The organism is Bradyrhizobium sp. PSBB068 (assembly GCA_016839165.1).
Lineage (GTDB): Bacteria > Pseudomonadota > Alphaproteobacteria > Rhizobiales > Xanthobacteraceae > Bradyrhizobium.
The window spans coordinates 5,538,286-5,552,573 of record CP069300.1; the positions used below are offsets into that span (position 1 = coordinate 5,538,286).

The 14,288-nt window shown below is 65.9% G+C and carries 4 protein-coding genes; all 4 read right to left on the reverse strand.

The genetic code is table 11. From position 1 onward, the window contains the following. Positions 1 to 580 precede the first annotated feature (580 nt). Entirely contained in the window at positions 581 to 11,887 is an 11,307-nt protein-coding gene (locus JQ507_25830; protein QRI68320.1) for a filamentous hemagglutinin family protein, read from the reverse strand. Between the two features lie 128 nt (positions 11,888 to 12,015). Beyond that, positions 12,016 to 12,999: a FecR domain-containing protein gene (locus tag JQ507_25835; GenBank protein QRI68321.1), complete on the reverse strand. Its 984-nt coding sequence runs from the start codon at positions 12,997 to 12,999 to the stop codon at positions 12,016 to 12,018. Positions 13,000 to 13,092: 93 nt separating this feature from the next. After that, complete coding sequence (locus JQ507_25840; GenBank protein QRI68322.1) at positions 13,093 to 13,608, reverse strand: sigma-70 family RNA polymerase sigma factor; 516 nt, start codon at positions 13,606 to 13,608, stop codon at positions 13,093 to 13,095. Then, positions 13,601 to 14,278, reverse strand: coding sequence for a TonB family protein (locus JQ507_25845; GenBank protein QRI68323.1), 678 nt, complete (start codon positions 14,276 to 14,278; stop codon positions 13,601 to 13,603). Before JQ507_25845 ends, JQ507_25840 begins: the two co-directional genes overlap by 8 nt. Between the last annotated feature and the right edge of the window lie 10 nt (positions 14,279 to 14,288).

Here is a 14,288-nt window from a genome sequence, read left to right on the forward strand (position 1 = left end):
ACGCCGCGCGTCGATGGTCACACGCAGCGAGAGCAGTGTGACCGCTGGTCCCAGTCGCAAAAAATCCATCCTCCGAACACACAGCCAAAACCTACGGTTTGGGCGGCGACTAGGGGTACCATCGCAAATTAGCCGCAACGGCCTTTATCGCGCACTCCTTGTTTTTGCTGCTCAATTCGAACAATGGGTTAGAGAGGAGGGAGCGTAGTAGCGGAAGCACCCTCCTCCGAACCCGCGGCGAAAAAACTACGGCTTTCGCGAGGAATTAGCGCAACATTGCGGAGTTCTTCGGTGATTTCGCGGTAGATTCGAACAATCGGATACTGGGGAGAGCTGTGGCGTAGAAATGGCGGAGAGAGTGGAAGTCGAACCCACGAGCCAAGCCGTTCAGCGGTCGGGATCGCAGGCTAAGCCAGCCGCACCAGTTTCGCACCAGAAACGATCCCTCCAAGAGCGATAAACGCGGCCAAACATCACAAAAAATGCCGAAAAATCAACGGCCGCATCCCTTTTCCGGCCGCTCATAACGGTCTGGTTGCAGGTTCGAGTCCTGCCGGGCCCACCAAAGAATCCAGTGCGACTATCGTGACGTCAGGCGCTGCCTTTCCTCATCCGTCAGCTGGCGCGCCTGCTCCGCCGTCAGGTCGCCGCTCCCGACCACGCGAAACATGCTGTCCGGATCGTAGCTCTGCCGCTCTTTGTTGCGGCGGCGACGCTCGTCATCGTCGCCCGGATCCGACGTGCCGTCGCCGCCGCCATAGCCGAGCACCTCGACAATGATGACCGAGGGCTGGCCAGTGCTGGCGGCCGGTGCCGCCGCCGTTGGCTGTTGGGCCGCACCCGCGGTGTTGTTCGCCGCAGTCAACGCGCCCACCGGCGGCCCCTGCACCACCGGCACACCGACCGAAGTGCCCTGCACCTGGATGTTGGCGACGTTGAGCACCCGAAGCGCTTCGAGGGTGAGATTGCCCGACACGCGAATGCCCGCTTCGCCGGCATCGATCGTGCCATGCGGCGCGAACAGGTCGACGTTGCCGGGGGGAACACCGGGAACGCCGATCAGGGTCGCGATGCCGGCACCGGTTTGCGGCGTGTTCGGCGTCTTGGCGGCGCGGCCATACTGGTCGTAGACGACCAGCGGCGGCGATGTCACGATCGAGGTCTGCTTGCCCTTGCCGGCGTTGAGGTCGCCATTGGTCGAGAACATCAGGATGTCGCCACCGAGCTCGGTGAAGACGCGCGACTGCGCCACCACCACGCTCCGGTCGGTGAAGATGTTGACGTCGCCGCCTTCGAGCGTCAGCAGGCCGGGGCGCGCGGTGTCGGTCTGCCCGGTCAGGTTGGGCGTCTGGTTCTCGATGCCGAGCGACACGCCGCCGCCGGGCGCCAGAATGTTGATGCTGCCACCCTGCTCGGTGCGGATGCGCGCGAGTTGGAACAGCGACAGGTTGCCGGCATAGGCCGTGGTGGTACCGCCGATCACGCTGCCCGGAAACAGGGTCTGGATCGCGCGGTAGGCGCGATCGTAACCCTTGCCGCCGGCACCTTTCCCGTTTGCCGCTGCCTCGCCGCCCGCCTTGAGCTCGGCGAAATACACCTGCTCGATGAACGGCAATTGTGCGGCCGGCGCAAGTGCGCGGAAATCGGCCAACGCCTGGTCGCGACCGAGGGTGACGCCCTCGTTCCGGCTCATGTAGCTGGTGAGCTGCGCGAGATAGCCTTGCGTCGTCGCATCCATGTTGCGCGGATCGAGATAGAGGCTGATGAAGTCCGCGTTGTCGGGGCCGTTGGCGCCGGTGCCGACTGCGACGCCGATCGAGGCGCCGGTCGGCGGCAGCAGCGGATTGTCCGCGTTGCCGACCGACGTGATGCCAAGGCCCTGCGTCTTATACTGACCCAACTGAGCGAAAATGTTGCGTCCTGCAAGGACGGACAGCGCGCCGGGACCCTCGACGCGAATGTTGAAGAAATCCGGGTAGGCCAGACTGCAGGGCTGGCAGCTGACGATGTCGCGCCCGGCCTGCACCAGCGAGGCGTCACCGGGGCCGGCATTCTCGATATTGATAATCGGCTGGACGATATCGAGACCGGCGCGCACCTGCGCGCGCTCCGACGTCGCTAGCGCGAGCCTCGTCAAGCTCCCCTGGACCGCATAGGCATGGACGGTATGCGGATCGTTGAACTGCACCAGGTTCGACGGCAGCGACTGGGAGCCACCGAACGTGTCGTAAGGCGACGGGTTGGTGAATGTACTCGCATAGTCACTGCCTGACGGCGCCGAGGCGCCATTGACCTGGGCCGACAGATCTGCCGCCGTCATGCTGACGCCAAAACCGACGATGTCCTGCTGGGCCAACAGATCGAGGCGGGCCGTCGGTGCGGCCAGTGCCGCGAGATAATTGTAGCCGAAGGTGCTTTGCGCAACGGTGCCGGCCCGGATCGACCCGCCGGCCGCCGTCAGCTCGAAGATCGGCGGCACGAAATCGCCATTCACGATGATGTCGCCACCTTCCGTGAGTTCGCTCAACGCGCTGTTGGCCGTCATGCTGGTGAAGAAGCCGTAGGGCCGCTGCACGTTGTACTGATATGAGGGCGGCCCATTGCCTTCCAGACCGGCCGGGATGCGATAGCTGGTAAGGCCCAATGGATCGGGCTGCTGCGTTACTCGCGTCGGATCGCCGATGATCGCGTTGATTCCGCGCCGAGACACCACATTAAACTGGGCGTCGCCGATCAGCAGATCCACCCGCGCGGTCGACAGGGAACTGGCCGCCAGTGGCGCCATCCCGATCTCGCCAGCCTGGATGTCCGCCGTGCCACGCCCGACCAGCAGATTGGCGTAGTTGATGCCGCCTCCCACCGCCAGCGAGAGATTGCCACCACCATACACCGCCACTGCGCCGGCTGCGGTCAATCCGCCTGTCGTCGGCACGCTGATGTCGACATTTCTGAGGTCGCCGTCGACAGCGACACCGACGTTACCTCCGCCCAGCGCACCGAGTCCCCTGAACGCCGCCACCGACGGGAATGAATCGTATCCACCCTTGAGATAGGGTTGATAGTAAGTCCCGAAATTGATGAACCAGGTTGGACTGGCCGCGAACGGCTCGGTCCACAGCCAGTAGGTATCGAGCGCGGAGGCTGCATAGTTCTTGCTGCTGCTGGTGTCGGCGCCGATCAGGCTGCCATGCACCTTGACCGTGAGATTGCCGCCGCCGGTCTGATAACTCGGATGGAACGCCTGGACCGGATAGGACAAATCGTACGACACCTTATGACGGTGCGCGTCATAGCCATACCCGAGATAGGTATCGTACTTGTACGTGAACGCCGACTTGATCAGCGCGCGCGACGGCACAGCGAAATCCGGCGACGCCTGCTCACCTGCGGTATAGATGCCGAACGCGGTCTGGATGTCGATGTTTCCCGCCGCAGCAAGGTCGAGGTCGCGTGCTCCGGTGCGCACGACGCTCGGAATCTGCACGGTGACATTGGCGTCGGTCAGATAAGAGGCGGCAAAGATGATGGAGCCCGGCTCCGGATTGGCGATCGTGGCGACGGGGCGCAGCACAGTCGGCACGACGGCCAGCGGATCCGCCGCCGCGAGATCCGCGCCGGCCACCAATCGGAACGTGGCGGAGCCCGAGCCCGCCGGCAACGGCGCCGCGATCGCGAAGATGTTGCCGTCCGGCGAACCGACCGGCGCCGCAAAGCCGTCGCTGAGGCTGCCATTGATCAGCAGGCTTCCGGCCGCGCGCAGCGTCAGCACCATCGGCTCGCCATTGTAGCGGTAGGTATGCAGATCGATTCCCGAGTTGGTCCTGGACGCATTTTGCAGCAGTCGCAGGTTGCCGCCACTGTCCAGCTCGATGCCGGGCATCAGGTGGAACGCGGTAACGGAGGTGCCGGTCAGCGACCCGATCCCGGCCTTGATATTTGCTGCGGCGATATAGGCCCGCGCATCACTATCTGCCATCGCCAGGCTGGCGTCGACATAGGGCGAGCCGGTAACGTCGTAGACCTTGACCGCCTCGACATCGATCTCGCGCGCGCCGACAACATGGACCCCGCTGTTGCTGATGCGCACACCGGTGGTGCCGTCGGCGTTGACCGTCCGCGGCACGCGCAGCCAGAGCTGTCCACCGTTCTGCGCGATATTCGGATCGGCACCGGCAACGTTGATCGTCGGCGTGCTGCCGGAGCCGGCGTCGACATCGAACGTCAACATGCCCGAGCTGTTACCGGCGAGGCCGAGCGTCACCGTACCGCCCCTGGCCGCGGTGGTGCCGGCATTGAGCACCGCATGCGCGCCGAGCTCCAGATTGTTGCCGGCGATCAGGCGGATGGTCGCATTGCTACCGCCGCTCGCATCGATCAGGCCGGTGACGGTGATGTTGCCGCCGTTCGCGATCAGCTCGACGTCGCGGGCCGTGATGTTGCCGACGTTGATGTCACCGTTCGTCAGCGTCAGCGCCTGCTCGCCGGAGAAACCCGCGATGCTGCCGAGCAGCGCGCTCGCGTTGCCCGAATTGACTGTGACGATCGCCTTGCCGCCGATGTAACGCGGATCGGCGCTGGCCAGCAACTGTCCGTCGAGATGGGCGGTTCCGTTCGGCGCGATGACGGTGAGTGTCCCGGCGTTGCCGCCCTGGTCGGAATCCACGACATCGAGCATAGGCATCGTCACCGAGCCGAGCCGGCCGCCACGCAGATCGACCACCGCGCCGGAGGCGACCGCGACATCGCCGTTTGCGGTCTGCAGTGTGACGCTGCCGGCCGGAGCAATCCGCACCACATCGAAGAACGGCGTCACCGCCCCCGCGACGTTGGTGACCGAGCCGGCCTGCAGCGTGATGCCGTTCTGCGCGGTGAAAGCGATCACGCCGGAAGGCAGGTTGATGGTGGTGCCCTGGACAATGCTCTGCGCCGAGACCGAGAGCGTCGCGCCGTTCGAGGTGGCGACCGGCTGGCCGGTACCGCCGGGCAGCGCGGCAAAGGTGACCGTGCCGGCATTGGCGACAAGCTGCGTCAGCGCGCCCGCCTGTGCCGTCACCAACGGCGTCGCGATCGTCAAACCTCCGTTGACGCTGAAGGTGCCAGGCATCACCTCGCCTGGAGCATAGGAGACCGTGCCGATCTTTTGCATCGCGCCCGCAGCGAGCGGGCCCGCATAGGAGACGCCGTCGATCACCTGCCGGGACGCCGCCAGCGTCACGGTGTTGAAACCGCCGAAGGCAAGGCTGCCACCGCCGCCAAGCGTCAATTGCGTCGCATCGATCTCGAACGCGCCCTGCCCGGTTCCTGTCGCCGCGGCGCTGGTTGCGCCGCCGTTCAGCGTGATCGTGTTGGCGCGGAGCTTGACGCTGTCGGTGGCTGCACCGAAGCCGTTGATCGCCGACGCGCTCAACGTCAGCGCGGCGAGCAGTGGCTGACCGGTCACCGGATCCAGATCACCGAGATCGACTGAGCCATAGACGTTGATCGCCGTGGACGCCGACAGCACCAAATTGCCGGTCGCTGGCAGATTGCGCAGAGGGTCACCTTCGGACAACTGAGCGAGCAGGCTGGCGCTTAGGTTGAAGCCTGACGCGCCACCGGTGCCGAAATTGATCACCGGCACGCTGACCATGACGGTCGGCGCCGCAAGGCGGGCGGACGGATCCATGCTGATGGTGTTCGATGCGCTCAGCGCGACCTCGCCGCCGCCGAGGACTTGCGCACCCGCACCGATGCTCAGCTTGCTCGCTCCACTCCCTGCCGGCAACGTGACCGGCAACACCGGAGCGTTGGACGCCAGCACGAACGCGCCTGCCCCGCCTCCGCTGACACGCGCCAGTGCAATCGATCCCAGGGTCTTGCCGGTCTTTGGATCGTTTGGGAACAAGGTGGAGATCGCGCCGAACGACGTCGTGTCGATCAGCGCACCGGCGCCGACCGTGATCGCGGTGCTCGCCGTCAGCATGATTTCGGGCGCGGTCAGCACCGCTCCACTGTCGATCTGGAGCTGCTGCGCCGCCGGCGTGATGGTCAGCACGTTGCCGTACAGGCTGCGCGTACCGCCGATCAGAATGCTCTGGGCGCCAATGCTGTCGAGCGCATTCGCCAGCAGTCCGGTCATGCCCGGCGCTGCGGTGCTCCCCGGCGCGAGGATCTCGAGATTGGACGCGACGATATCGACCTGCCCGCCCCGGCCGCCTGCCGGAGCCGTGAAGTCACCGAACCCGCCGGTGGCCGGCAGCGACAGGCTGTTGGTCGCACTGATGACGAGTTGCCCCGCGTCGATCGGCAGATAGGGAGCCGCGATGCCGCTTGCGGCCGCCTTGGACGCATAGAACTGGCTCGCCGTGGTTTCGGCATATTGCGACTGCTGTCGGACGACCGAGCCCGGCGTGACGATGTAGACCGAGGGAAGCGGATCGTGGAAGCCCGTATTGGCGACCTCGCCGTAGCCAAGTATGCGGTAAGAGCCGTCACGCTGCGCGAAATTCGACAACCCGGTAGCGGAGGTCTGATTCACCGCGACGGTGACCTTGAAGGCGCCGGGCAACAACGCGTAGTGCCCCGGCAGCAAGGTGTAGGTGCCGGCCGGCAGCCCGGGAGCCCCACTCAGATAGACCTGCTGACCGACCTGCAAAGCAACCGGCGCCGCCGCACTCTGCGTCGGATCGCTGAGCTGCATTTGCGGATCGCGCGGCGCATAGCGGTTACCGAGGCTCGGCAGGATCGCGAATGTCTGGGTGCCATCAAGCGTATCGACCGAGCCGCCAGCACCGCTGACGAACTGCGCGCCGTACATGTCGCCGCCGCCGGATTCGTCGATGCGCGCGGAGCCCACCCCACCGGACGCTCCCGCGACCGTCAGCGCCCGGCCATAAAATGAGATCGTCTTGGCCGGCGGCGCGCTCATCGTGTTCGCCGTGCCGCTGTTGTCGTAGCCGTAGATCCAGTCGGTGTTGCCAAGCGGTGCGCCATACGGGATCAGCGTGCCGCCCGCCGACACCGAGGTGATGCTGCCCGGGAGCAGGTTGATCGCGCGCGTGCCGGAGGGATTCTTCGGGTCTCCGAAGGTGATCTGCCCGAGCGGCGCCAGCAGGACGCCGCCCTGGTTGATGGTCGGCGCGACGATCTGCACCGATCCACCCACCGACAGCGGTATGTAAGGCGTCTGGCCGTTGCCGATGAAGCTGACCACGCTGTTCGGTCCGGTCGCCTGAATCACGAACTGACCACTGGATACGCTCGAGGATCCGTTGTTGATCGGCCCGGTGCTGACCGGATAGATTTCCGTCCCGGTGAACGTCACGTCACCGGCAGTCGCCAGCGTGGTCGTCTTGCTGCCGTAAAGGGGCGCATTCTTGGAGGTTGGCACCAGGCGGATGTCGCCCAGGCTGTTGAACGACATGCTGGCGAAGCCGGGCAGCGACACCGCCCGCTGAACCGGCGTGTAGAAATTGAGGTAGTTCGTGACATAGCTGTAATTCGCGCCGCTGCGCAGCCCGCCCTCGACGTCGATCAGGCCGGCATCGACCTCGAGACGCGCGGTGCCGGCCAAGGGCGTTGCGCCATAGCTGCCCAGTGGCACGAAGCTGGAATATTCGTTGATGTTGCGCTGTCCACCGCCGATGTCGACATAGGGCGCGCTGAGCCGGACGCTCGCGTCCGGCGTCGCGCTGATGTTGGTGGCGTTGATGGTCAGGCTGCGCGTCGCGGCGAGATTGACGCTGCCGTTGAATACCAACGCATCGACTGCGCCGAGCGACACCGACGCGAAGCCGCCGCCGGAGATCTGGTCGGCGCCAATGTAGAGCTGCCCGAGCAGGTTGCCCGGGATCGCCTGCCCCGGCGACAGACCCGCCGACATCAGCGGCGGCGCCTGGCTCACGATGGTCTGGAAGATCGGCTGCAAGTATTGCGAGACCCCGGAGCTGTCGGCGACATAGCTCCCGATCGTCTGATCGATCGTCAGGCTGCCGCCCGCCACCCCGGCCCCTCCCGCCTGCGCCTTCATGGTGGCGTCGAACAGCAGACCGAGCGATGCCCGGATCGCGACGCTGCCGCCTGCGGTCGCAATAGGTGACTGGGTCGTTCCGGATCGACCCGCGGCCTGGCGTATCGTCCCCGACGCCCCCGACACGTCAATGATCGCCCCGGCTTGCGCCACGACGACACCGAGCGGTTGCTCGCCATAAGGCTGGGTGGCCGAATAGGGATAGTAGAGCGACGGCTGAGCGTCCTGATTGATGTTGACCTGTCCGCCGCCGAGCACCGTGTTCACCGGGCGCCCCAACGGGTCGAGTGTCGAGGTCACGAGCCCAGGCGCCAGCAACCGGGCGTCCGCTCCGATCCAGAGCGTCTGCGTCGCAGCATAGAACGGCCCATTATAGGGCGGCGTACCAGCCGCTGATCCAATCGGAACCCAGGGACCGGGCACGCCGGTCAGATCGAGATTGATGGTGCCGGCGGGTGCGTTGATCGTGCCGTCGACCGTGAGTTGACGGCGCGCGTGCAGAGATATCGTCGCCTGCGGATCGGCGTTGATCGCGGCACCCCGCTGAACATTGAGATTGCCGTTGAAGGCGTCGATCGCGCTCAGGACCAGGTTCACCGGCGCCGACGGCTGATACGAGGGCAGCGCCCTCGCCGTCGCGACATCAGCGACATCGCTGCCGCTCGGCGCCGATACGGCCTGCAGATTCGGAATCAGATTGACCCCATGCAGCTCGAGATCGGTGCCGGCAGCGACCGTCAGGTTCTGATAGCTGTAGAGCGCGTACTGGCTGAAGCCGCCGCCGGCGAAGAAGCCCGGCGACAGCCGCAGCACACTCGCGGGATCGACCGGCGTGAGGTTGCTGGTCCCCTCGGCATTGATAGAGCTGACCGTGCGGAGCGTAAGGATGGCATCTCCGCCGATCTGGATCGCAGGCGTGGCGATGCTGAGCGCCCCGCCACGGGTGAAGCCATAGGACCGTACCGTGCCGTCGAGATAGACCCGCCCCGGATAGCTCTGCGCGATCGTCGCCGAGTTGTGCAGCGTCGCGCCGAAGCCGTTGCTGATCACCGTGATGTTGCCACCGGTTCCGACCGGCAGGCCGTTGCTGGTCTTGATCCGGCCGTTGCCCTGCATCCAGCCACCGCTCGACGCATCGATCATCGCCCCGGCATCGATCCGAACGCTGCCATAGGCGGCCAGGCTGACGTTGCCGCCGTCATAGAGCGTAGGCGTGGCGGTGCTGCCGCTGAGGAAATCGTTGACCCACAAGCCGCGCGTATCGATCACTCCGCCGGAGTGCAGTTCGACGTCGCCGGTCCAGATCGTCGATCCGTTCTGCGCAGCGTTGACGGTGACCGAGCCGGCCCGCGCCACCAGTTGGCCGTCGATCGAAATTCCCCCGCCGATCAGGGCGATAGACGAATTCAGCGCGATCGAGCCGCCGGGGGCAACCTGAAGCGTGGCGCCGCCCACGATGCTGATCGCCGGAGATACGGCTTTGCTGACCGGATCGGCCACGCCGCCCCGCGCATTGATGGTGATGCTGCCATAGTTCGCCTTGTCGAGCAGATCAGCCGGCAGATAAACCGTCTGCTGCCAGGACGCCGGCAACAGCGACGTCACGCTCGGAAGATCCGGCGGCGTCACCGACGGCGCGACGACCACGCTGGAGGGGGCAACGCTCGCATCGGATGCCCCGATGGTGAACGCCGCGCCGGCCGGAAGCGTGTTGGCGGTCCGCTGATACGGGCCGTTGACCGTCGCCGCGACAACCGAGGCGTCGACCTCGGCAGCGTTCGCAATCACGCTCAGGGCGCCGGCGGCGCGTCCTTCGAGATAGGCCGGCTGGTATCGCTGATCGGAGAAAAATGGATTGGCATAATACTCGGTGACACCCCAGTGGGCATGATTGACCGTAAAGCCGCCCCCGATCGAGATGTAGGTCAGATCGGCAGGGGCCTGGTTGGCGCTGTAGATTCTGCCATCCGAGCCGATCAGCCAGGTGACCGGCACGTAGCCGGCCTGGTGCGCGAGCGAGCCGCCGGAAATATTGATCGACGCACCAGGTCGCAGGACGACATCGCCAGTGGAATAGACGACCACCGTGCCGCCCATGGTCAGGCGCTGGTCGATCGGCCGGTCGACCTGACCGAGCCAGCCCGACACCTCCAGCAGGCCGCCCGCGGTGTAGACCCGGTCCGAAGCCACCGGGTTGAGTTCGTGGACGTTCACCCACACGTTCTTGCTGGAGAGGATGCCGCCGCGTTGCAATGGCGAGTCGCGCAGCTCGTTGGCGCGCACGTTGACCTGCACCACATCGCCCGACGCCGCGACCGGCACGCCCTGCAACCCTGAAACGTCGATCAGGGACCCTGCGTCGACGAGAACACGCGCACCATCGCGGTTGGAGTTCGTGTTGATCTTGGCAGCGGGATTGTCTTGCAGATAGAGCTGGTCTCCGTAGCTCGATGCCTCGAGCGCCACGCGCCCGGACGGCGCGATGATCGCAGCTCCCGCCTGCACGTTGACGAAGCCGCCTTCGACCAAAATCTGCGACTGCGCCTGCGGCTGCGTGTCCTTCGCAGTGAGACCATCCTCCTCGGGGAGCACGGCGGTGACGCTGCCGCGCGCGAGCTGCACCGTACCGGTCTGCGTCGACACCGCATAATGCGAGGAGCTGTCGTAGCCAAACTCCCCCTGCAATCCCTGCTGCGCGGACAACAGGATCGAACCGGCCTGATTGACCGAGGTGGTCGCCACCAGCACACCGGATTGCTGCAAGTTCATACCGACCAGCGTGACGTTTCCGGTCGGCGCCGCGATCAGGCCGGTGTTGCTGACCGTGCCGCCATTGAGCACGTTCAACACCAGGCCCTGCTGGCTCGTGCTGCCGCTCGTCGTGACATAAACCGACGTGCCGGCGGCGAGCGCGGCCTGTCCACCCGGCGTCACGATGCTGCCGCTGTTCTGCACATTGGCGCCGAGCAGGAATACGTTGCCGCCTCCCGTGGTGACGGATGCGGGCGGCGCCGTGACGATCACGGCACCAGCCTCGACGATGACGTTGCCGGTTGGGCCGCTGCTGTTGCCGAAGATCGGCGCCTTCAGATTGCCGGCATTGTCAAACGGCGAGCGATTGAGCAGGCCGGTCTTGAACTGTTGATCGGTGATATTGAGCGTCGAGGCCACCAGCGACCCGACATTGACCTGGCTTGCACCACCGAAAATGATACCGCTCTGGTTGATCAGCAGCACCTGGCCGTCGGCCCTGATGTTGCCAAGGATCTGGCTCGGCCCGACATTGCCGGTCACGCGATTGAGCGCGACCCAGCTGCTGTTGCCCTGCTGGTTGAACACGACATCGGTCTGGGCGCCGACATTGAAGCTCTGCCAGTTGAGGATTGCCTGCGGCGCGGTCTGGGTGATCCCGACACTGGTGCGCCCGTTCACATTGGCTTGGGTCGGAAGGTTGGCACCGGACCAGAGGCCGGATCCGGGCGCAACCTGCAGCCCACCCGGCGCAAGACCATCGGGCACCGCCAACTGCGGCAGCGTCCGCGACGTGCCGGCCGCCTGTGCGGCATTGCGCGCGGCCGCCTGCGCCGCTTGCATGGCCTGGATCGCCTGGGCCGCCCTGGTCAGCGCTCCCGAGCTCCTCGCAGCCGCGTCTGCTGCCTGCTGGGCCCCAGTGCTCGCCGCATCGGCCGCGTATTGTGGCGCCGCGACCGTCCATGCGCCACCAAACGGCCTCGCATTCGCAGGATGCGCAGCGAGCAACAATGTCGCCAGGCTCGTGCCGGCCATCAACCCGGCGCGGGACATCTGGCGCGACAGCGCGCTGCCGGCCAATTCACCGCGTGCACGGGGATGATGGGTGGTTTGAGCTCGAGCCGGCATGACACGTCCTTCCAGCGAACATCGCAGAGGTCACACCAGCGTGACGGGAAGCCCCGCTCAAAACTGCATGGGTTTTTTGTGAAAGTTTCGTGTCACCGCAGAGCGGCCGGGAGAATGTGGGAACCCAGTCAGCTCAGCAGCACGATTCCGCCAGGCAGCAACCGCACACGCGCATCGAACGCCTGCTGGATCTGGGTCAGGATCTCATCCATGCGATCGATGCGGAAACGACCGCTGACGGGCAGCCGCGCGATCTCGGCATTGACAATGAAGATGTGGCCAGGCCGGTATCGGTTGATCTCGTCGACCACATCGGCCAGCGGCGTGAAGCGGAACAGCAGGAAGCCGCGTTGCCAGGCGGAGGCAATCTCGATATCGGCAGCGGCAAGGCTCTCTCCCCGCGCGTCGTAGCGCAGTTGCTGCCCTTCCTTCATGGCGATCAGCTCGGCCCCACGCTCGACCTGCAGCTCGCCGTTGAGGCAGGTCACACAAACCGGCCGCTCGCCGCCAGCCGATATATAACGCACATCGAACTGCGCCCTGTTCGCCAAGATCCAGCGGTCGGCCGCACGGACGCCAAAGCTGCGACCGGCTGTGGCGAACGCAGCCTCGCCGGAAAGCAACTCGATCCGCGCCGCACCGGGATCGGCGGGCCGCAACGCGATGCTGGTCTGCACGTTCATCCGGATCGAAACATCGCCGGGCAGCGCCACGCTGCGCTGCTCGCCGGTGCCGGTGCGGTAGTCGGCCGCGAGATCCGACCAGGACGGCCACAGGCCGAGCGGCGGACGCGCCAGCGCATAGACACCCGCAGCGGAGGCCGCGGTCGCGAGCCCACCACCGAGCAACACACGGCGATTCAAGTGCGCCGCGCTCCGCGATTGTCTGGCCATCTCGGCCGCCCGCACATTGCGGCCCGCCGGTGCAAGGTCGCGCCACAGGCGGCTTGCTGCAGCGAAGGCGGCAGCATGCTCGGCGCTCTGGGCGCACCAGCGCCGCAGCGCCTCGGCATCCGCCGCGGTGGCCTGCCCGGAGGTAAGATGCCGCACCCAGCCGACCGCGTCCCGCTTGAGCGGATCAAATCTCATGTCGTCGTTATCCGTCGCGCTCATGGCTGGCGTCCGCCTCGTGCCTGCCTACGCCGGGGCGTGGCGATTCTCATCACCCCCCTCACAATGACGTTTCCTGCCGGGCGAAACCGCATGTTATCCGTCGCTCCGACCACGCCGCGCCAAACAATATTCCTGCGCCCGCTGCAGCTCCAGATCCACCAGCCGCAGGGAAATGCCGAAGCGGCGTGCTATTTCCTGCCGCGGCATCTGGTCGAGGCGTGACGCGAGCAGAATCTCACGGCGGCGCGCCGGCAGCTCGTGCAGAATGGCCTCGAGCCCTCGCAGGTCCGACCGCGCGCGTGCCACGTGCTCGGGACCGGGCGCACCATCGGCGATCTCGAGCAACCCGTCGACTTCGGCGGCGCTCAGAATCCGGCTATCGGCGTTACGTAGGCGATCGCGCGCCGCATTCATGGCGACGCCAAAAACGTAATTGCCGGGATTGCCGACCACACCAACCGAATCCGCCTGGGCGATCCGGAGCCAGGCGTCGTGCAGCGCCTCACCCGCGAGTTCGGACGATCCCAGCCGTCGTGTCAGCCGGCGCTTGAGCTCATCATAGCGCTCCACCAACAGGCGTCTTATCACGGCAAGGGACGTTTCAGTCATGGCGTGCCGGAGAACCGTCACAGCCCATCGTGATGCCGGATCCCTGCGGGACCACCACCAGGGTCACAGGCTGGGCAAGGCCTGCCGGCGGCGCCATATCGACCTGCATCCGGCGCAGAGCATGATCAATACCAGCATCGAGCGAGGCGCTGCCCGCCGAGCCCAGTCGCTCGAACCGTTCGACCTTGCCGGCCGGATCAATCCAGAACTGCAACGCGATCCGGTAGCCGCCCGGCCGCGCATCGGCCTCCGCACACAGCGCGGCCCGAAGGCTGGTCTGTAGTCGCGAATAATAATGATTCACCGGCGCCGGCAGCGCCGCCTGCGCCATGGCCGGTGTCGGATAGAGGATGAAAGACGTCTCTCCAAGCACGCGCGCCGACAGGCCGGTGCCTGCAAGCAGGCGCGCGAGCGCGATGCCCGCGGTCATGGGTCCCCGCACGGCGCTGGAATGCCGTCCGGCCGTCAAGTTGCTGTTGTAGAGCACGCTCCGACCAGCCACGTCACCATACTGCTCCAGCGCGGCCGCCAGCGGCTGAGCTGCGATATCAAAGTCGATTTGTTTCCCTTCTGCGGATGCTTCCGGCGCCGCCAAGGCAAGACAGGCACCGAACATCAGCGCACGGCACAGCCGGGCGCTCCGGGCTTGCGCTGGCGCATCCGGGGTCAACTCGGCTCCT